Annotated in this window: 21 protein-coding genes; 8 read left to right on the top strand and 13 right to left on the bottom strand. The window is 59.9% G+C overall.

Annotation, left to right across the window (positions count from 1 at the left end; genetic code table 11):
* Positions 1-13 precede the first annotated feature (13 nt).
* The 3 genes from plsX to PH558_RS18145 all read right to left on the bottom strand — a co-directional run bounded on the left by plsX (position 14) and on the right by PH558_RS18145 (position 2,286).
* Positions 14-1,060: a phosphate acyltransferase PlsX gene (gene plsX / locus PH558_RS18155; RefSeq protein ID WP_095434462.1), complete on the bottom strand. Its 1,047-nt coding sequence runs from the start codon at positions 1,058-1,060 to the stop codon at positions 14-16.
* A gap of 102 nt (positions 1,061-1,162) precedes the next feature.
* A complete protein-coding gene (locus tag PH558_RS18150; RefSeq protein WP_095434461.1) occupies positions 1,163-1,720 on the bottom strand; it encodes a YceD family protein in 558 nt (185 codons plus the stop codon).
* A 2-nt stretch (positions 1,721-1,722) separates the two neighbouring features.
* A complete protein-coding gene (locus PH558_RS18145) occupies positions 1,723-2,286 on the bottom strand; it encodes a ubiquinol-cytochrome C chaperone family protein (RefSeq protein WP_113406671.1) in 564 nt (187 codons plus the stop codon).
* A 280-nt stretch (positions 2,287-2,566) separates the two neighbouring features.
* On the opposite strand from PH558_RS18145, the gene PH558_RS18140 reads away from it, so the two are divergent.
* Positions 2,567-3,076 (top strand): outer membrane protein assembly factor BamE, encoded by a 510-nt coding sequence (locus tag PH558_RS18140; RefSeq protein WP_095434460.1) that lies wholly within the window; start codon positions 2,567-2,569, stop codon positions 3,074-3,076.
* A 79-nt stretch (positions 3,077-3,155) separates the two neighbouring features.
* Here the strand turns inward: PH558_RS18140 and PH558_RS18135 are convergent, their stop codons facing one another.
* The 3 genes from PH558_RS18135 to PH558_RS18125 form a co-directional block, all read right to left on the bottom strand.
* Positions 3,156-5,294 carry a sodium-translocating pyrophosphatase gene (locus tag PH558_RS18135; protein ID WP_285205838.1) on the bottom strand — a complete coding sequence of 713 codons (2,139 nt, stop codon included), beginning with the start codon at positions 5,292-5,294 and terminating at the stop codon, positions 3,156-3,158.
* A gap of 249 nt (positions 5,295-5,543) precedes the next feature.
* Positions 5,544-6,026, bottom strand: a complete 483-nt coding sequence (nusB, locus tag PH558_RS18130) for a transcription antitermination factor NusB (RefSeq protein WP_015339432.1) — start codon at positions 6,024-6,026, stop codon at positions 5,544-5,546.
* A gap of 3 nt (positions 6,027-6,029) precedes the next feature.
* Positions 6,030-6,485, bottom strand: coding sequence for a 6,7-dimethyl-8-ribityllumazine synthase (locus PH558_RS18125; protein WP_069616248.1), 456 nt, complete (start codon positions 6,483-6,485; stop codon positions 6,030-6,032).
* Positions 6,486-6,683: 198 nt separating this feature from the next.
* On the opposite strand from PH558_RS18125, the gene PH558_RS18120 reads away from it, so the two are divergent.
* From PH558_RS18120 to PH558_RS18110, 3 genes are read left to right on the top strand one after another with little or no spacing between them, the layout of a single operon-like run.
* Positions 6,684-7,193, top strand: coding sequence for a cupin domain-containing protein (locus tag PH558_RS18120; RefSeq protein ID WP_095434458.1), 510 nt, complete (start codon positions 6,684-6,686; stop codon positions 7,191-7,193).
* 36 nt (positions 7,194-7,229) lie between these two features.
* Entirely contained in the window at positions 7,230-7,748 is a 519-nt protein-coding gene (locus PH558_RS18115) for a GNAT family N-acetyltransferase (RefSeq protein WP_285205834.1), read from the top strand.
* A gap of 20 nt (positions 7,749-7,768) precedes the next feature.
* A complete protein-coding gene (locus PH558_RS18110; RefSeq protein WP_095434456.1) occupies positions 7,769-8,251 on the top strand; it encodes a GNAT family N-acetyltransferase in 483 nt (160 codons plus the stop codon).
* A 49-nt stretch (positions 8,252-8,300) separates the two neighbouring features.
* Here PH558_RS18110 and PH558_RS18105 read toward each other — a convergent pair whose 3' ends face one another.
* The 7 genes from PH558_RS18105 to PH558_RS18075 all read right to left on the bottom strand — a co-directional run bounded on the left by PH558_RS18105 (position 8,301) and on the right by PH558_RS18075 (position 14,909).
* Entirely contained in the window at positions 8,301-8,921 is a 621-nt protein-coding gene (locus PH558_RS18105) for a riboflavin synthase (RefSeq protein WP_285205832.1), read from the bottom strand.
* Complete coding sequence (gene ribD, locus PH558_RS18100) at positions 8,921-10,030, bottom strand: bifunctional diaminohydroxyphosphoribosylaminopyrimidine deaminase/5-amino-6-(5-phosphoribosylamino)uracil reductase RibD (protein WP_285205831.1); 1,110 nt, start codon at positions 10,028-10,030, stop codon at positions 8,921-8,923. Before ribD ends, PH558_RS18105 begins: the two co-directional genes overlap by 1 nt.
* A gap of 2 nt (positions 10,031-10,032) precedes the next feature.
* The gene (gene nrdR / locus PH558_RS18095; RefSeq protein WP_015339425.1) at positions 10,033-10,509 is read right to left on the bottom strand and encodes a transcriptional regulator NrdR; all 477 of its coding nucleotides are present in this window, start codon (positions 10,507-10,509) and stop codon (positions 10,033-10,035) included.
* Positions 10,510-10,518: 9 nt separating this feature from the next.
* Positions 10,519-11,817 (bottom strand): serine hydroxymethyltransferase, encoded by a 1,299-nt coding sequence (gene glyA / locus PH558_RS18090; protein WP_015339424.1) that lies wholly within the window; start codon positions 11,815-11,817, stop codon positions 10,519-10,521.
* Positions 11,818-11,992: 175 nt separating this feature from the next.
* On the bottom strand, positions 11,993-13,306 hold the full coding sequence (locus tag PH558_RS18085) for a L,D-transpeptidase family protein (RefSeq protein ID WP_285205830.1): 1,314 nt from the start codon (positions 13,304-13,306) through the stop codon (positions 11,993-11,995).
* 513 nt (positions 13,307-13,819) lie between these two features.
* A complete protein-coding gene (ldtR, locus tag PH558_RS18080; protein WP_069616333.1) occupies positions 13,820-14,335 on the bottom strand; it encodes a transcriptional regulator LdtR in 516 nt (171 codons plus the stop codon).
* Positions 14,336-14,468: 133 nt separating this feature from the next.
* A complete protein-coding gene (locus PH558_RS18075) occupies positions 14,469-14,909 on the bottom strand; it encodes a DUF6163 family protein (protein ID WP_092710715.1) in 441 nt (146 codons plus the stop codon).
* 143 nt (positions 14,910-15,052) lie between these two features.
* Here PH558_RS18075 and hemB point away from each other — a divergent pair, with 143 nt between their 5' ends.
* From hemB to PH558_RS18055, 4 genes are all read left to right on the top strand, one after another.
* Entirely contained in the window at positions 15,053-16,066 is a 1,014-nt protein-coding gene (gene hemB / locus PH558_RS18070) for a porphobilinogen synthase (protein WP_285205829.1), read from the top strand.
* Positions 16,067-16,245: 179 nt separating this feature from the next.
* Complete coding sequence (locus PH558_RS18065; protein WP_075852219.1) at positions 16,246-16,704, top strand: RDD family protein; 459 nt, start codon at positions 16,246-16,248, stop codon at positions 16,702-16,704.
* Positions 16,705-16,885: 181 nt separating this feature from the next.
* Complete coding sequence (locus tag PH558_RS18060; RefSeq protein WP_285205828.1) at positions 16,886-17,665, top strand: arginyltransferase; 780 nt, start codon at positions 16,886-16,888, stop codon at positions 17,663-17,665.
* Positions 17,666-18,562, top strand: coding sequence for a DMT family transporter (locus tag PH558_RS18055; RefSeq protein WP_285205827.1), 897 nt, complete (start codon positions 17,666-17,668; stop codon positions 18,560-18,562). It begins immediately after the preceding gene.
* The last annotated feature ends 11 nt before the right edge of the window (positions 18,563-18,573 follow it).

The following is an 18,573-nucleotide window of genomic DNA, read 5'->3' as shown; positions in this document are numbered from 1 at the left end:
TGTACCCCGTCTCTCATGCCGCTTCCGGCCCGATAGGGGGCAGCCGTTTGGCATGATATCTCTTCAAATCGTTTTCGATTTTCTGCGTGAGCCCATTCTTGGCCATATCATAGCCGACATCGATGGCGGCTGCGAAGGCTTCCGCATTCGCGCCGCCATGGCTCTTGATGACGATGCCGTTCAGGCCGAGGAAGACACCACCATTGACCTTGCTGGGGTCGAGCTTTTCGCGCAGCAGGTCGAAGGCGCCCTTGGCAAAGACATAACCGATGCGCGCAAGCAGCGTGCGCGACATGGCGGCGCGCAGATAGGCGCCGATCTGCTTTGCCGTGCCTTCCGCCGCCTTCAGCGCGATATTGCCGGAGAAGCCTTCCGTGACGACGACATCGACCGTACCCTTGCCGATATCATCGCCCTCGACGAAACCGGAATATTCGAGCGATTCGAGATTGGCTTCGCGAATGAGGCGGCCGGCGTCCTTGACCTCTTCCTGGCCCTTGATTTCCTCGACGCCGACGTTCAGCAAGCCGACGGTCGGGCGTTCGATCTCAAAGAGCGCGCGCGCCATGGCGCCGCCCATCAGGGCAAAGTCGAGCAATTGCTGGGCATCGGCGCCGATCGTGGCGCCGACATCGAGCACGATGCTTTCGCCGCGCAGCGTCGGCCAGATCGCCGCGATTGCCGGACGTTCGATATTGGCCATGGTGCGGAGACAGAATTTCGCCATCGCCATCAGCGCACCGGTGTTGCCGGCCGACACGACGACATCGGCATCGCCTGTCTTCACCGCCTCGATCGAGCGCCACATGCTGGAGACGTAGCGGCCGCGGCGAAGCGCCTGGCTCGGCTTTTCATCCATGCTGATGGCAACCTCGCATTCGTGAAAGACCGATTTTTCGCGAAGCTTGGGATATTTGGCGAGGACCGCCTCGCAGCGCTCCTTCTGTCCGTACATGACGAATGTGATATCGGGATGCCTATCCAGCGCCTTGGCCGCGCCGGGAACAACAACCTCAGGGCCGAAGTCGCCACCCATTAGGTCAAGAGAAATTCTGATCACGCGTCCCTAGTCCTTTTTCTCCGCCGCGACGGGCGAATTTGGCGTCAAAATACCGTTTTCTCCCCCGGTTACAACTGAATTGTGCTCGAACGGCACCGGGGCCTATTCCTTTTTCCAGTCTTTCAGAACAGCAAAGGGCGACGGTTTTCTGTCATCTTCGCCCGTGTCTTCAATATGCGCTTCGAATTCCACGCCAGGCTTGCGCGGATAGGGATCGATGGCGAGAGCGGCAAATTCTGCAACGACCGCGCCGGCGTCAATCGTGTCACCGGTAAAGGTCTCCGGAAGATCCGGACCATCGGGATCAAGTATCATTTCTCCGGCATCCACAGAGGGCGCACGCGCCAGTTTGGAATCCTCGGGCACGAAGATGTGCTCGAAGTCCTCGTCGATATCAGATTCGACCGGCTCGAGTGTGACAACGCAAGCCTGCACGATCTTTGCCTTCACATTGCCCTTGATGCGCACGCCGTCACGCTTCCAGCGAGAAATCTTGAGGTCGGCTTCGAGCTTGCCGACCGAGAGAACATCCCATAGGGCGGCGAGCCCGGCCAGTTCGCGATCGTCAGCCTCGAGGTGCACATCCACCGGATTGGCGGAGATATGTCCTACCTTCACCGGATAGGAAAACGGCGTTTCATCGGAGTCGTGTCTTTTCATTTTTATTTCCTAACCGGCCCGTGGCCGACTTTATCTGGCATTGGCAGCGTCGCCGAACCCGTAGCGATCTGATTTTCGGTTATGGTCGCCAAGTGCGCTTCTGCGATCATCATCCAATCGGCCAGCGAACGCATGGATGCCGCATTTTCATTCGCCTTGGGATAGATGTTGCGCTGTAGCGCCGCGGCAAGCGCGATGCGATCATCGCCATCCATGGCACCCGCATAGCTTTCGAGCCGCCCATAAAACATGCCGGCCAGCTTCTTCATGCGCTTCGGCACGCTGTTGTCGCCTATACCGAGCTCGCGGATCGAATAATCGATATCCTCGAAGAAGGCATCCACGATTTCCTGCGCCAGTTCCTGACCGCTTGTCGCCGACGATCGCGTGCGGCGAAAGAACAGGATCATCATCACCGACAGCAATTCGAAGCGCCCCATCACCGTATCGGGCACCTCGTAGTCGGTATAGAAAACCGGCTGTCGCGCCATGGATGTCAGCGCCTCATACTGCCTGACGACGATGATCTGATTGTGATTTCTTTTGCGGAAGAGCCCAAAAATCATGAAAATTCCCGGAATTGGCTCCCTCAGAGCGCGCCGTTTTTGCTTGGCCTTGTTGCATCCACGCAAAAGCTGGTTTACCGAAGCAGGCGCGAATTGCAATGCCGTTTGTGCCCGCTTCGAGGCTCCAGCCCTTACCGTCGTCACGTTGTGCATGATCGGTGACGAAGAGTGCCGAACAACATGATTGTGCCTTTTGCCATCGCGGAAAGGCCACAATGATGTGCACAGCAAGGTCATATCGGCCGCCCGGCCATCGGATTGATACATTAGGGGAGATGAGATGTCGTTGACCAGACGGTATTTCAAGTCTGACATTACTTTCAGCAGCGCTGCCGCCATCGCCCTGGTGATTGCGACCGTGGGCCTTTCGGGTTGCAAGACCAGCGAGGTCATGAACAACGGCTACATCTTCGACCCGCAGTCGCTGGCGCTCGCGCCGGTCGGTTCGAGCCGCGAACAGGTCCTGCTGTCGCTCGGCACGCCTTCCACCACCGCGACCTTCGATGGCGAGGTCTTCTACTATATCTCCCAGAAGCGTACGCGCGCCGTCGCCTTCATGAAGCCGAAGCTGGTCGACCAGAACATTCTGGCGATCTATTTCGACAAGGACGGCGTGGTGAAGCAGGAAGCCAACTACACGCTGAAGGACGGTAAGGTCTTCGACATGATCAGCCGCACGACCCCGACCGGCGGTCGCGACATCACCTTCCTGCAGCAGATCCTCCAGGGCAGCGGCAGCGGCGTCAACGGCGCAAGGAACTTCCTCAACAACCTCAACCCGGGCCAATAAGACCGGGACGGTATCTCAACGAAAAACCCGCGAGGCACTGCGCCCCGCGGGTTTTCTTTTTGCGTTCGGTCTGCTTCGCTTAGCCGGCAAGAATCGCAAGCAATAGCAGGGCGACGATATTGGTGATCTTGATCGCCGGATTGACGGCCGGACCCGCCGTATCCTTGTAGGGATCGCCGACGGTGTCGCCCGTTACAGATGCCTTGTGAGCTTCCGAGCCCTTCATGTGGCGCGTGCCGTCCTTGTCGACGAAACCATCCTCGAAGCTCTTCTTGGCGTTATCCCAAGCGCCGCCGCCCGACGTCATCGAGATGGCGACGAAGAGACCGTTGATGATCACGCCGAGCAGCGAAGCGCCGAGCGCGGCAAAGGCAGAGGCCTTGGAGCCGGACAACAGCAGGACGCCAAAATAGACGACCACCGGCGCCAGAACCGGCAAGAGCGACGGGATGATCATTTCCCGAATGGCAGCCTTGGTCAGCAGATCGACAGCGCGGCCATAATCGGGACGCTCCGTGCCCTGCATGATGCCCGGCTTTTCGCGAAACTGCCGGCGCACCTCCTCCACGATCGAACCGGCGGCACGACCGACGGCCGTCATGGCGATACCGCCGAAGAGATAGGGGATGAGACCGCCGAACAGCAGGCCGGCAACGACGTAGGGGTTCGAAAGCTCGAACGAAATCGTGCCTACATTGGCGAAATACGGGAACTTATCGCCGTGCGCCGCGAAATATTGCAGGTCGTTCGAATAGGCGGCAAACAGCACGAGTGCACCGAGACCGGCCGAACCGATGGCATAACCCTTGGTGACGGCCTTGGTGGTGTTGCCGACCGCGTCCAGCGCATCGGTGGATTTGCGCACTTCCGGCGGAAGATGTGACATTTCCGCGATGCCGCCGGCATTGTCCGTCACCGGACCGAAGGCATCGAGCGCGACGATCATACCGGCAAGACCGAGCATGGCGGTGACCGCAATACCTGTGCCGAATAAGCCGCCGAGCTGGTAGGTGGCGATGATACCGCCGACGATGACGATCGCCGGCAATGCCGTCGATTCCAGCGAGACGGCAAGGCCCTGAATGACGTTGGTGCCGTGACCGGTAACCGACGCCTGGGCGATGGAATTGACCGGCCGCTTGTTGGTGCCGGTGTAGTATTCGGTGATGACGACGATCAGCGCCGTCACGATGAGACCGACGATACCGCAGGTGAAGAGCTTCGTGCCGGTGATGTCGAAGCCGCCAACGGTGCCGATCGAACCCCAGCCGATGGTGAGCGAGGTGGCGGCAGCCAGACCGATGATCGACAGCACGCCGGTCGCGATGAGGCCCTTATAAAGAGCGCCCATGATCGAGCCATTGACAGCGAGCTTGACGAAGAAGGTGCCGATGATCGAGGTGATGATGCAGGCGCCGCAAATCGCCAGCGGGTAGATCATGGCAGAACCGAGGATCGGGGAGCCAGCGAAGAAAATGGCGGCGAGAACCATGGTCGCAACGACGGACACCGCATAGGTCTCGAACAGGTCGGCCGCCATGCCGGCGCAATCGCCGACATTGTCGCCGACATTGTCGGCGATGGTGGCGGGATTGCGCGGATCGTCTTCCGGGATGCCGGCCTCGACCTTGCCGACGAGGTCGCCGCCGACATCGGCCCCCTTGGTGAAGATACCGCCACCGAGACGGGCAAAGATCGAAATCAGCGAGGCGCCGAAACCAAGGGCGACCAGCGCATCAATCACGTCACGCGAACCGGCTTCGTGACCGAGGATGCCGGTCAGCACATAGAAGTAGATGGAGACGCCGAGCAGGGCGAGACCTGCAACCAGCATGCCGGTAATGGCACCGGACTTGAAGGCGATGTCGAGGCCTGCGGACAGGCTCTGCGACGAGGCTTGCGCGGTACGAACATTGGCGCGCACGGAGACATGCATGCCGATGAAACCTGCGGCGCCTGAGAGGATTGCGCCGATCAGGAAGCCGAAAGCGGCTTCGGCCGACAAGAGGAGCCAGGCCGCGATGAAAACGATGATCCCGACGATGGCGATGGTTCTATATTGGCGCGCCAGATAGGCTTGCGCTCCTTCACGAATATACCCGGCAATCTCCTGCATGCGGGCGTTGCCCTGATCGGCAGCGAGCACCGACCGGGTTGCCCATACGGCATAGATGACCGAGAGCAGTCCGCATGCGATCACTCCTAAAAGAATCGACATTTCGCTTTTTCCCTCCAAAAAAGCCGGCGGTTCACTCCATCCCCCGGCCGCCTGCGACAACGGTCGGCCCCCTCCTCCAGGGGATCGGTCGCTGTGCAGTTGCGAGATTGCTGTTGGGAAAACGTCGCGTCAAGACCGCCCGCAGGTAAAACACCCGCAAGAGGTTCAAAAGAATATTCGAAGATGAAATCAGGCGCGAACGAAGGAAACGAAAATGCGTTACATCGCGATCTGAACGTCCGGCGAAGCCTATTTCTTCGCTTCGCCGCGAATCTGCTTGGCGATTCGGTCGAGCACGGCATTCACGAGCTTCGGCTCGTCCTCCTCGAAGAAGGCATGCGCAATCTCGACATATTCGGTGACGATGACCGGGACCGGCACGTCCTTGCGATCGATAAGCTCGAAAGTGCCAGCGCGCAGGATAGCGCGCACGGTGCTGTCGAGACGCGACAGCGCCCAATCATCCTGTAGCGCGGAACCGATCAGCGGATCGAGCCGGGTCTGCTCACGCACGACCCCCGACACGATGGAGCGGAACCAGGATGCGTCGGCCTTCAGATAGGTCTCGCCATCCAGCTCCTGCCCGAGACGGTGGGCCTCGTATTCAGCCACCACCTCCAGAACGCCGGTTCCGCCGATATCCATCTGATAGAGCGCCTGAACCGCCGCAAGACGTGCGGCACCCCGCTGGTTGGCGGGTTTTGCCGGTCGCTCGTTATCCTGATTGCTCATGTATTATGCACCCAACTTCTCTTTCAGCGCGATCATGGTCAGCGCCGCACGGGCGGCAAAACCGCCCTTGTCCTTATCCGAACGGCGCGCACGCGCCCATGCCTGCTCATCGTTCTCGACGGTGAGGATACCATTGCCGATCGCGAGAGATTCGCTGACGGCCAGATCCATCAGAGCCCGCGAGGATTCATTGGCGACGATATCGAAATGATAGGTCTCGCCGCGGATAACCATGCCGAGAGCCACATAGCCGTCATAAACCACATTACCATTGTCGCCGCCATCGAGCGCCATGGCAATTGCCGCGGGGATCTCCAACGCGCCTGGGACGGTAACGACGTCATAGGTCGCGCCTGCCTCATCGAGAGCGGCCTTGGCGCCGTCGAGCAGGGCATCGGCCATATCGTCATAGAAGCGAGCTTCGACGATAAGGATATGAGCATTGGAAGAGCTGGTCATACATCACCTGCAATTTGAGAGGGCGCGGCACCTTGTTAGGCCCGGGTCAAATCACGGCGGGCCTCGCTTGGCAAGTGTTTTTCAATGGCCCGCGCCGATTCCGACCCTATTTGGAAATGATCAGCGCGCCGCGGAAATTGTGGCTTTCGCACACGCAACCGCTTCGATAATAATTTGCAACCTGCGAGGGGGAGGTTCATGACGAAGAAATCCGCACCCGCCATCAATGTCGGCGAGCTTGAACTGGAACATTGGCAGCAAGGCAGCTTCTTTGCCGGCAGCGATACGTCCTTCGGGACAAAGCTCGGGCTGAAGCAGCTCGGCATCAGCTACAACGAGGTGCCTCCGGGCAAATCCGGCTGTCCGTTTCACAATCATCATGTCGAGGAGGAGATGTTCGTCATTCTCGACGGCGAAGGCGAATATCGCTTCGGTGACCAGCGCGTCGCGGTCAGCAAGGGCGATGTTCTTGGAGCTCCGGCCGGCGGCCCGGAAACGGCACATCAGCTGATCAATGTCGGCCCCAGCGTGCTCACCTATCTCGCCATTTCCACGAAGGCGCGGACCGAGATCGTGGAATATCCCGATTCCGGCAAGTTCCTGGCCAAAACCTATAGCGACGGCAAGACGGCGTTCCGAGCCATCGGCCGCGCCGCTGCCACCAACCTGGACTACTGGGACGGCGAACCCGGCGCCTCGGACGACTGACCACCACCCAAAACATTTCGGCAAAGACCTGACCCGATGACCCATATTCCGACACTGACGACCGACCGGCTTCTGTTGCGCGGCCACACGCTTGATGATTTCGGCGAATTCCTCGAGCTCTGGAAACAGAAGGAGATCGTCCGCTTCATCGGTGGCGAGATGCCGACACGCGAGCAGGTTTGGGCCCGCCTGCTGCGCTATGCCGGCCTATGGCATCATCTCGGCTTCGGTTTCTTGGCCGTCGAGGAACGCCAAAGCGGCCGGCTGATCGGCGAAGTGGGATTTCTGGATCTGCATCGCGACATGACGCCGATGACGGAAGGCACGCTGGAAGCCGGCTGGGCCATTACGCCGCCGATGCAGGGCAAGGGCTATGCGACGGAAGCCATGAGCGCCGCGATCGCCTGGGCAGACAGACTGTTCGCAGGCCGTCGCATGACCTGCATCGTGGATTTCGAGAACCTGCCGTCGATGCGGGTTGCCGAAAAGATCGGCTTCCGCCGTATCGGCGAACTCGTGCTCAAGGACAGGCCCAACGTCCTATTCGAACGTTAGGCTTTGCGGGGAGACCTATCATGCCGGCTCAGCAGGACGGGTTTTCCGTCAGATCTTACGAACCGGATGACGTCGAAGCCACGATCGACATTTTCCTGAGAGCCATTCGCGAGGTGGCGTCCAAGAACTACAACCCGACCCAGATCGCTGCCTGGGCAAAGGTCGATGATGCAGAAATATGGGCACAATATCGAGCGAGCCGGCCGACCTGGCTTGCGATGGATGGTTCAAAACCCATCGGCTTTACCGATCTGAAATCGGATGGTTGCCTGGATATGATGTTCGTTTCGCCCGATTATCAGGGAAAGGGCGTCGCCAGCTTGTTGCTTGCGACCGTCGAAAATGCGGCCCACGAACAGCGCCTTCAACGGATCTTCACCGAAGCGAGCCTGACGGCCCGCCCCTTCTTCGAGCGCAAGGGCTTTGTCATCGTGACCGCGCAGCAGGTAGAAAAGCGCGGTCAGATCTTGTCGAACTTCCTGATGGAAAAAACTCTCGCGTAAGCTGCCAAGGCACCGAACGGCGCCCTCTACTGTAGCGAGCTTGTGACACTCAGTCCTTGCGGACGACAGGGAATTCCGCCAGACGAGCGGCGTAGCGGGCCATTGTGTCGACTTCAAAATTGACGAAATCGCCAGCCTTGCGCTCGCCCCAGGTGGTAACCTCTAGGGAGTGGCGGATCAGGAGCACATCAAATTCCGTACCCTCGACGGCATTGACCGTCAGCGAGGTACCGTCGAGCGCGACCGAGCCCTTCGGCGCCACGAATCTTGCGAGATGCTCCGGCGCGCGCAGGCGGAAGCGGGTGGCCTCGCCTTCCGATGTCACCGAGAGGATTTCCGCCTTGCCGTCGATATGGCCTGATACGATGTGGCCGCCAAGCTCGTCGCCGATCTTCAGGGAACGCTCGAGATTGATCTTGTCTCCGGCCTCCCAACTGCCGATGGTCGTCAGGCGGAGGGCCTCTTCCCAAGCCTCGACCTCGAACCAGCGTCCATTGCTGCCCTCTTCCGGCAGTCCGGTCACCGTCAGGCAGACGCCTGCATGCGAAATAGATGCGCCCATGTCGATCGTCGCCGGATCGTAATTGGTCGCAACGCGCAGCTTGATGCCTTCCTGCATCGGGGAAATGGATTCGACCGTGCCGACGTCGGTGACAATTCCGGTAAACATCAAAAACCTCTCTCGTATTCGTCGCAGAGATCGTCGCCGAAGCGGCTCTCGCCGACATGCATAAAGTCAGCTGGGATATTGGACTTGAGGACTGGCGATTCAATACCGCCCGCGCCGATATCGGCGGGCCCCCGGAATAGCAGAATGCGATCGACCAGCCCGGCGTCAAGAAAGCGCTGCGCCGTCCTGGCGCCGCCTTCCACCAGCAAGGATGAGATGCCGCGCGTACCCAGAGCTTCCAGCAGCTCTCCAGGCTCGCTGGAATTGGATTGCAACACCTCGACACCGGCGGCGTCGAGCGCCGCGCGCCGTCCGAGGAATGCAGCATCGGTATTGTCATCGAAGGACGGCGGATGGCCGGCAACTGCGATCACCGGATACTGCCGGGCCGTCCGGACCAGCTTGCTGCCGAGGGGCAGCCGCAGTTCGCCATCGATGACGATACGGAGCGGCGAACGATCCTCCAGGCCAGGAAGCCGGCAGGTCAATTCCGGATCATCCGATATCGCCGTGCCTATGCCGACGAGAATGGCGTCGCTTTCGGCGCGCAGCATCTGGACCTGCGCGCGCGAGATATTGCCGGTAATGCGCACCTGCCCCTCGCCCGTCTTGCCGATCATGCCATCGGCGGAAACGGCAAGCTTGAGAGTCACATAGGGCCGGTTTCTCGTCTGGCGCATGAGATAGCCGGCGAGAGACCGCCTACCTTCCACCTCCAGAATACCGGCATCGACCTCGATGCCGGCATCGCGCAGCATGGTGATACCGCGCCCGGAAACGCGCTGGTCGGGATCGGTGACACTGATGACGACGCGTGCCACGCCGTAAGCGATGAGCGCCTCGGCGCAGGGCGGCGTCTTACCGTAATGCGAACAGGGCTCGAGCGTCACGTAGGCGGTGGCGCCTTTGGCCGCCTCGCCCGCCTCGGCTAGCGCCTGAGGCTCCGCATGCGGACGACCGCCGAGTGCGGTTACGCCGCTGCCGAGGATGACGCCGTCCTTGACGACGATGCAGCCGACGGACGGATTGGTGGAGGTCAGTCCCAGATGCCGGCGCGACAGGCGGATGGCCGCGGCCATGAAACGCTCGTCCTCGGGCCGCGGCGCCATGGTCAGGGATCCAGCGGATCGCGGGCGATCTTGGCGTTGATTTCGTCGATCACATGCTCGAAATCCTCAGCATGCGAGAAATCGCGGTAGACGGAGGCGTAGCGTACGAAGGCGACGTCATCTAGGCTTTTCAACGCTTCCAGTACCTGCAGGCCGATCTGCTCGGAGCTGATTTCGGTCTCGCCGGAGCTTTCGAGGCGACGCACGATGCCGGAGACAGCGCGCTCGATCCGGTCCCGGTCGACCGGACGCTTGCGCAGCGCGATCTCGAAGGAACGCACCAGCTTGTCGCGATCGAACGGCACTTTGCGGCCCGTCTTCTTGATGACCATGAGCTCGCGCAGCTGCACACGCTCGAAGGTGGTGAAGCGGCCGCCGCAATCCGGACAAATGCGCCGACGGCGGATGGACGTATTGTCCTCCGCCGGGCGCGAGTCCTTGACCTGAGTGTCTTCTGAGCCGCAGTAAGGGCAGCGCATGCGCTCTCCTTAGCCCATGTAGCCGTACATCGGGAAGCGGTCAGTGAGCTTGACCACCTTCTCGCGCACGGCAGCCTCGACGGCAGCATTGCCTTCGTCGGAATTGGCGACCTTCAGGCCATCGAGCACTTCGATGATCAGATTGCCGATCTCCCGGAACTCGGCTTCCTTGAAGCCGCGCGTCGTGCCGGCCGGCGTGCCGAGGCGGACACCCGAGGTTACGAAAGGCTTCTCAGGGTCGAAGGGAATGCCGTTCTTGTTGCAGGTGACGTAAGCGCGGCCGAGCGCGGCTTCCGCACGCTTGCCGGTCGCATTCTTCTTGCGCAGGTCGACCAGCATCAGGTGGTTGTCGGTGCCGCCGGAGACGACGTCGACGCCGCCGGAGATCAGCGTTTCGGCAAGAGCCTTGGCGTTCTTGACGATCTGGGCGGCGTAGTCCTTGAATTCCGGCTGCAGCGCTTCGCCAAGGGCAACGGCCTTGGCGGCGATGACGTGCATCAGCGGGCCACCCTGAAGGCCGGGGAAGACGGCCGAGTTGAACTTCTTCGCCAGATCCTCGTCATTGGTGAGGATCATACCGCCGCGCGGGCCGCGAAGCGACTTGTGCGTGGTCGTGGTGGCAACGTGGCAATGCGGGAACGGCGACGGATGCTGACCACCGGCCACGAGACCGGCGATGTGGGCCATGTCGACCATCAGATAGGCGCCGACGCTGTCGGCAATCTCGCGGAAGCGCTTCCAGTCCCAGATGCGGGAATAGGCAGTGCCGCCGGCGATGATGAGTTTCGGCTTGGTTTCCTCGGCCTTGCGCTGCACTTCATCCATGTCGAGCAGGTTGTCGCCTTCGCGCACGCCGTAGGACACGACGTTGAACCACTTGCCGGACATGTTAACCGGCGAACCATGCGTCAGGTGACCGCCCGAATTCAGGTCGAGGCCCATGAAAGTATCGCCCGGCTGCAGAAGCGCGAGGAAGACGGCCTGGTTCATCTGCGAACCGGAGTTCGGCTGAACGTTGGCGAAGTTGACGCCGAACAGCTTCTTGGCGCGCTCGATGGCAAGTTCTTCGGCGATATCGACGTATTGGCAGCCGCCATAATAGCGCTTGCCCGGATATCCCTCGGCATATTTGTTGGTCATGATCGAGCCCTGCGCTTCCAGAACGGCGCGCGAGACGATGTTTTCCGAGGCGATCAGTTCGATTTCGTGCCGCTGGCGACCGAGCTCCTTGCCGATCGCGCCAAAGATTTCCGGATCGGTGTCGGCAAGCGAGCGATTGAAGAAAGGTTCGGTGGACGCGTTGGTCATCGTGAAAGCTCCTGAACGGGCCGGAACGGCAATGCAGACGGTATTAGCGCTCGGGTCGCCGGAGAGCAATACGACCAGCGACATTTGCTGGGCAAACTACGATAGCTGACACCGAGACACGAAAAAGCCGCGTCCGAAAACGCGGCTTCGATAGGAATTGCAATTGGAATGCCGATTATTGAACCGGCTGCTCCATGCCCTCAGTCGTATTGAGCGCCAACTGGGAATTGCCATCGAGATTATAGATGTCGTCGCGGAACTGGACGATGCCGTCGCGGGCGCTCCAGGCCGAAATATAAACGAAATAGACAGGCACTTCGGTCGCCAGCTTGATCGGCGTGTTGACGCGGGTGGAGATGACCTGCTCGATGTGCTGACGCGGCCAGCCCGGCGTTTCAGCCAGCAACCAGGTCGCGAGGTCGCGCACGTTCTGGACGCGCACGCAGCCCGAGCTGTCGAAACGCATGAGCTTGTTGAACAGGCCCTGCTCCGGCGTGTCGTGCATATATTCGTTGTTGGGATTATAAAAGTTGATCTTCGTGGACGCCATGGCGTTCGTCTTGCCCGGGTCCTGACGGAACATCAAGTCCGGGGCCTTGTCCGAGTTCCAGTCGATCGTCTCGGGTGCGACTTCCTGGCCCTTGCCGTCGAGAAGACGGATGTTGTTCTTCGTCAGGTAGGTCGGGTCCTTGCGCATCAAGGGCACGATGTCCTTGATGATGATGGAGCGCGGCGCCGTCCAGTATGGGTTGAGGATGACCTCATAGATCTTCGAATTGATGATGTGCGTAGGGCGCGATTCACGGCCGACGATCGCCTGGTGGCGCAGTGCAACCTGACCATCCTCTACGGCTTCGACACGTGTCGCCGGGATGTTGACCATGACGTGACGACGGCCGAGGTCGGACGGGAACGTCTGGAGGCGGACGAGATTCGTGTTGAGCTGCTGCAGGCGAACATTGGCGGGGATGTTCATCGCCTTCAGTGTGAAATCGCCTAGGACGCCATCTGCCGGCAGGCCGTGACGGGCCTGGAAACGCTTGACCGCACCGTCGACGTAGGAGTCGAAGGCAGAGGACATACCAGCCTCACGCGGAAGGTCGCCGGTAATCATCAAATGCTGACGCAGCGACTGTACGGCCGGGTCGGTTGCACCGAGCTGCAGCGGCTGCTGGCTTGTCGGATTGACCTGCGGCCATCCGCCGTTAGCGGCAATATTCTGATATTGCGCGATCGCCTGCTGAATATTCGGTACGGAATCTGGCCCGAGGATTGGCGTGTTCGACTGAACAGCGGCGGCGGTGCGCGCCGCGGCCTTGGCGTCGAACTGATCATCCCAATTGCCGCGAGAACGGTCGTTGATCAGCGCTTCCAGTGGGGTCGCGTTTTGCGCGAGAGCCGGAGCAGCCAGTGCGGCAGCGCCAAGAGTTGCAGCCGACCGCAGGAAAGCGCGGCGCGAAAAGGGTCCAATTCCGTTTTTCTTCGACATATCCTAACCGTTCAACGCTGCGATCCAATCATGCGCAGCTTAGAGAGGAAGCAGTAAATAGCGCAGCTTGCGCCAAGTAACGTGGCTCAGTATCAATCCGTTCCCTTAATGCACCACCAAAAACTTGGCCACGAACTATCACAATATCGCGAAGCCAAGATCTTCAGGTCGGAAGATCGTATTTCGAGAACGCTGTCTGCAGTCGATTTCCGCTGTCATAGCAATATGGCCAATTCGTGTCTCGCGGCATGAAACTTGCTTTGCTGCGCAAGTGCGAAAGAAAAGCCAAACTGCATTTGCTAAAATACCACAGCTGCGCGTGGTTCATAGCGTGTCCTGATACGGCGTCAATGGCTTAGCCGCCTGGGACGTTACATGGGACGAAAGGTGAAGCGCTGACGTGGCAAAAAGCGCACAACGGCCGGCTCGGCAATGCGCCTCAAGCCGGACACGCAGGGAACGTGTCCAGCTTGCTTTTACTGGAAGGTCTTAGGATCGATCCCCGCCCGTTACTTACAGGCGATAGAGGATCTGATCGTTCCAGAAGCGGTCCAGACGCTGCAGGAGCTTGTTCATCTGGGTGAATTCATCGGTGCCGATACCGCCGACCTTGTCGATCGAGCCGATGTGGCGCTCATAGAGCTTGGCGACGGTTTCGGCGATATCCTGGCCGGTTTCCGTCAGGCTGATGCGGACCGAGCGACGGTCGATGCGCGAGCGCTGGTGGTTGATGAAGCCGAGGTCGACCAGCTTCTTGACGTTGTAGGAGACGTTGGAGCCGAGATAGAAACCGCGGGAGCGCAGCTCGCCGGCCGTCAGCTCGGAATTGCCGATATTGAAAAGGAGAAGTGCCTGTACGGCGTTGACGTCGTCGCGACCCTGACGGTCGAACTCGTCCTTGATAACATCAAGCAGGCGGCGGTGCAGACGCTCGACCAGGTGAAGGGATTCCATGTAGAGAGCCCGGATGTCATCAACCTGCTGATCCCGAGCGTTTGCAACTGCCTGCGGCTTGATTTTCGTGTTCATCATGACTTGGCCTCACTCTGTTTTGTTTGGCGGTGTCGTTTTCTTCCCGCCTTGAGTGAGACCCTATCGAATACACATAAAATTCTACTTAAACTGCAGGCTTAACAGCACCTTACCAGGAAGTGTTGCTGTCTCAGGGTAAATCAACCATTACCTGCTGCTGCCGGCGCCGGCGTTTCTCCTGCCACAGCAGGACGCGGAAAGCGCAATAAATCACCGCCACACACGCATGCAAGATCATGATCAGCGGATTGGATCCGAATATCTCCGGCCAGACGCCATACATCAGCCCCTGCCCGCCTGCAGCCAGCACCCACATGACCGGCCCCCAGGAAACGGTAAGCCATAATCCAAGGGCTGCGACCGGAAAAACCACGGCAAGCCCGGCCCCTGCGACCTTCCAGGGCAGAGCGAGCAGATCGAAGCGGGCGTGACCATCCAGCGAATAGCCGACCAGCATCGCCCAATATTGCAGGCCGAGCCAGAAGCAGGCGATCGCGATCAGCCGCAGGAACAGCACGAACAGGATGTCCGTCAGCGTATTCTTGGGTACGGTCGAAGAATCAGGTTCCATGCGCGAACAATACGTAGGAGGCACGCGCCTCGCCAGAATATAATGGCTGCGGCCTTTCGCCTTGTTTTGAATCCTGGGGACGGCGTGATAGGTACGCGCCCCATAGAGAATGCCATAAATAGACGAAGAAGGATGGCGGCATCATGGAGAACAAGACGCATCTCGTTGACGAGATCACCGGTCATCGGCGCATGCGGCGCAACCGCAAGGCCGATTGGACGCGCCGTCTCGTGCAGGAAAACCGGCTGACGGTCGACGATCTGATCTGGCCGATCTTCGTGATCCCGGGCACCGGCATCGTCGAGCCGATCCCGGCCATGCCCGGCGTCAACCGCATGACCGTGGACAAGGCCGTGGAAGCGGCGAAGGAGGCAGCCGATCTCGGCATTCCCGCGCTCGCGACATTCCCGAACATCGAGATGGAACTGCGCGACGAGACTGGCTCCAACAGTCTCGAGAAGAATAATCTCATCAACCTCACCACTGCCGCAATCAAGAAGGCCGTGCCGAACATTGGCGTCATCACAGACGTCGCGCTCGACCCTTTCACCAGCCACGGGCATGACGGCATCCTGCGCGGCAACGAGATCGTTAATGACGAGACGGTCGAACAAGTGGCGCGCGCCGCCGTCTACCAGGCGGATGCTGGAGCGGACATCATCGCGCCTTCGGAAATGATGGACGGCCGCATCGGCGCGATCCGCCAGGCGCTCGATGCAGCCGGCCACCAGAGCGTCGGCATCATGAGCTATGCGACGAAATTCAGTTCGGCCTTCTATGGCCCCTATCGCGAGGCGATCTCGACCGGCGGCCTGCTGAAAGGCGACAAGAAGACCTATTACATCGACCCGGCAAACGGCACCGAGGCCGTGCGCGACGCCACGCTCGACGTCGAGGAAGGCGCCGATATGCTGATGGTCAAGCCCGGCCTGCCCTATCTCGACATCTGTTGGCGACTGAAGGAGGCCTTCGGCCTTCCGACCTTTGCCTATCAGGTCTCGGGCGAATACGCGATGATCAAGGCTGCCGCGGCCAATGGCTGGATCGACGGTGATCGCGTGATGCTCGAAACCCTGCTCGCCTTCAAGCGCGCCGGCTGCGACGGCATCCTCACTTATTTCGCTGTCGATGTGGCGAGACATCTGGCGAAGAAATAACGTCACGCCGTCCGCTTATTGTATTTGCTGAAGCCGATACCATATGTTCGGCAAATGTTTCCCCGCCGCGACTTTTGCGTGCCCTACCGGTCGCATAAAAGTCGCAGAGGGATCTTTAACTGGCATTGGCCCCTTGCGGATTCGAAGAATTGACGGGGCTAGCGCGAAGGAGCAAAACGATGAGCCTGAACCCCAGCCCGCTCTATGCAGCACCGGATGACTGGCGCGCCTATAGTGGCGTTCTGAGCCGGCGCATCTTCGCCTTCATCGTTGACTACATCATCGTCGCGCTGCTGTGCATTCCAGCGGCCGTACTGCTGTTCTTCGTTTCGATCCTGACACTGGGGCTCGGCTTTTTCCTTTATCCGGTGCTGTTCGTTCTCGTTGCCGGCCTCTATTTCGGCTGGACGCTTGGCGGCCCCTATCAGGCGTCGCTCGGCATGCGCGCCATGGGCCTCACCATGGTTCGAGTCGACGGCCGACGCATGGATTTCCTGACGGCGATCGTCCATTTGGCGCTGTTCTGGATCCTGAACTCCGTCCTGACGCCGCTCATCCTGCTGGTGGGTCTCTTTACCGACCGCAGCCGGCTGGTGCATGACCTGCTGCTCGGCACGGTCATCGCCCGGACGGCCTAAAACAACGCATAAGCACAGGACACCTCGCGATTTCCCACGGGCCATGGGGCGCGCGGGAGATATTTCTGTGCATGGTCAATTAGGAAACTTCGATCTTTAGCGAAGGACGTAGTTGACGTTTTCTAAACTTGGGCCATGCTTGTAGAAAACGGGTGCCGAGAGAAAGGTCAATCAACGGCAGATGAACACGCAGTCGACGCCATCTCCGCAGTTTTATCTGACGGCACCGGCTTCCTGCCCGTACCTGCCGCACGAGATGGAACGCAAGGTCTTTACACACCTTGTTGGTCCGCGCGCCGCCGAGATGAACGATATTCTGACCCAGGGCGGCTTCAGGCGCTCGCAGAACATCGCCTATCGTCCCGCCTGCGAATCCTGCAGAGCCTGCATATCGGTACGCATCCTCGCCCAGGAATTCGAGCCCACCCGATCGATGAAACGGGTGCTGACCGCCAACAGCGATATCATCGCCACCGAATTTCCGGCGCAGCCCTCCAGCGAGCAATATTCGCTCTTCCGTCGCTATCTCGACTATCGTCATCAGCAAGGCGGCATGTCCGACATGACCGTGCTCGATTATGCGATCATGGTCGAGGACACGCATGTGAACACGCGCATTATCGAATATCGCCGCCGCGAGGAAGGATCGGGCCTCGAGCAGCGTCCGAAGGGCGAACTTCTGGCCGCAGCCTTGACCGACGTCATGAGCGACGGGCTTTCCATGGTCTATTCCTATTTCAATCCCGATCTTGATGCGCGGTCGCTCGGCACATTCATGATTCTGGATCACATCAAGCGGACGAAAGCGCTGGGATTGCCGCACGTCTATCTCGGCTATTGGGTCAAGGGCTCGCGCAAGATGGACTACAAGACGCGCTTCCAGCCTCAGGAGCATCTCACCCCACGCGGATGGGAGCGCTTCGATCCTGCCGCCGACGGCGAAAAAGATAGCCTTCGCTAGATGTTCTCCCAGCTCTCGGATCATAAGAAGGGCCTGCTGCTGACGACGCTCGGCGGCTTGGCCCTGTCGATGGATATTCCCTTGATTCGACTTTCCAGCGGCGAAGTATGGTCGGTGCTGTCGGCACGCAGCCTTGCGACCATCATCGTGGCACTCGCAGCCCTTTTCGTCATTCGCCGTGTCACGGGTTCGCTGCGTGACGTATTGCCGGGCTGGCTCGGAATTCCCGTCGGCTTCTTCTACGGGCTGACCACCATCACCTTCCTGCTTGCCGTCTATTATACGAAAGCGGCAAATGTGGTTTTCATTATCGCGTTGAACCCGATGTTCACCGCCCTCCTCTCGTGGATCTTCCTCAAGGAACGCCCAGCCCTTTCGACCTTCATCACGATGGCGGTGATGATTCTCGGAGTCGGCCTGATCGTCGGGGATGGCATGGAGGGCGGGCATCTGCTTGGCGATGCGCTGTCCGTGCTCGCCTCGTTCTCCATTGCCTGTGCCATCACGATCAGTCGCGCCTCGGGCCGAGATATGGGTTTTGCCTCCTTGTTGGCGGCCGTCATTCCGGCGGCCGTCGGGCTCTATCACATCGTGCCGCCAGACTTTTCCATCGACCATCCCGGCTGGATCCTTTTCGACGGCGCGGTGCTGATGCCGCTTTCCTTCTGGTGCCTTGCGACAGGCACACGCTTTCTCTCGGCGCCGGAAGTGGCAATGTTCTACCTCCTGGAAACGATCCTGGCGCCGATCTGGGTTTGGCTGATCTTCTCGGAGGCGCCGACCAACATGACGCTGGCCGGCGGCGCCATCCTGATCCTGGCACTGGCCGCTCACTCGCTATGGCAGGCGCGAGTTAAAGCCAGAGCGGCAATCACCACTCAGAGTCTTGTGCATTGAACTGACCGTCA

This window comes from Rhizobium pantanalense, assembly GCF_030182525.1.
Lineage (GTDB): Bacteria > Pseudomonadota > Alphaproteobacteria > Rhizobiales > Rhizobiaceae > Rhizobium.
This window is presented reverse-complemented; position numbering and strand designations above follow the sequence as displayed.

What these genes read in the sequence shown, in the direction of transcription:
- hemB (WP_285205829.1), top strand. Translation starts at nt 15,053, where the DNA reads ATGGAGAACAAGACGCATCTCGTTGACGAGATCACCGGTCATCGGCGC.
- ldtR (WP_069616333.1), bottom strand. Translation starts at nt 14,335, where the DNA reads ATGAACACGAAAATCAAGCCGCAGGCAGTTGCAAACGCTCGGGATCAG.
- ribD (WP_285205831.1), bottom strand. Translation starts at nt 10,030, where the DNA reads ATGGCGCCGCGGCCCGAGGACGAGCGTTTCATGGCCGCGGCCATCCGC.
- PH558_RS18110 (WP_095434456.1), top strand. Translation starts at nt 7,769, where the DNA reads ATGCCGGCTCAGCAGGACGGGTTTTCCGTCAGATCTTACGAACCGGAT.
- PH558_RS18055 (WP_285205827.1), top strand. Translation starts at nt 17,666, where the DNA reads ATGTTCTCCCAGCTCTCGGATCATAAGAAGGGCCTGCTGCTGACGACG.
- PH558_RS18105 (WP_285205832.1), bottom strand. Translation starts at nt 8,921, where the DNA reads ATGTTTACCGGAATTGTCACCGACGTCGGCACGGTCGAATCCATTTCC.
- PH558_RS18075 (WP_092710715.1), bottom strand. Translation starts at nt 14,909, where the DNA reads ATGGAACCTGATTCTTCGACCGTACCCAAGAATACGCTGACGGACATC.
- PH558_RS18150 (WP_095434461.1), bottom strand. Translation starts at nt 1,720, where the DNA reads ATGAAAAGACACGACTCCGATGAAACGCCGTTTTCCTATCCGGTGAAG.
- glyA (WP_015339424.1), bottom strand. Translation starts at nt 11,817, where the DNA reads ATGACCAACGCGTCCACCGAACCTTTCTTCAATCGCTCGCTTGCCGAC.
- nusB (WP_015339432.1), bottom strand. Translation starts at nt 6,026, where the DNA reads ATGAGCAATCAGGATAACGAGCGACCGGCAAAACCCGCCAACCAGCGG.
- nrdR (WP_015339425.1), bottom strand. Translation starts at nt 10,509, where the DNA reads ATGCGCTGCCCTTACTGCGGCTCAGAAGACACTCAGGTCAAGGACTCG.
- PH558_RS18115 (WP_285205834.1), top strand. Translation starts at nt 7,230, where the DNA reads ATGACCCATATTCCGACACTGACGACCGACCGGCTTCTGTTGCGCGGC.
- PH558_RS18065 (WP_075852219.1), top strand. Translation starts at nt 16,246, where the DNA reads ATGAGCCTGAACCCCAGCCCGCTCTATGCAGCACCGGATGACTGGCGC.
- PH558_RS18140 (WP_095434460.1), top strand. Translation starts at nt 2,567, where the DNA reads ATGTCGTTGACCAGACGGTATTTCAAGTCTGACATTACTTTCAGCAGC.
- PH558_RS18060 (WP_285205828.1), top strand. Translation starts at nt 16,886, where the DNA reads ATGAACACGCAGTCGACGCCATCTCCGCAGTTTTATCTGACGGCACCG.
- PH558_RS18120 (WP_095434458.1), top strand. Translation starts at nt 6,684, where the DNA reads ATGACGAAGAAATCCGCACCCGCCATCAATGTCGGCGAGCTTGAACTG.
- PH558_RS18145 (WP_113406671.1), bottom strand. Translation starts at nt 2,286, where the DNA reads ATGATTTTTGGGCTCTTCCGCAAAAGAAATCACAATCAGATCATCGTC.
- PH558_RS18125 (WP_069616248.1), bottom strand. Translation starts at nt 6,485, where the DNA reads ATGACCAGCTCTTCCAATGCTCATATCCTTATCGTCGAAGCTCGCTTC.
- PH558_RS18135 (WP_285205838.1), bottom strand. Translation starts at nt 5,294, where the DNA reads ATGTCGATTCTTTTAGGAGTGATCGCATGCGGACTGCTCTCGGTCATC.
- PH558_RS18085 (WP_285205830.1), bottom strand. Translation starts at nt 13,306, where the DNA reads ATGTCGAAGAAAAACGGAATTGGACCCTTTTCGCGCCGCGCTTTCCTG.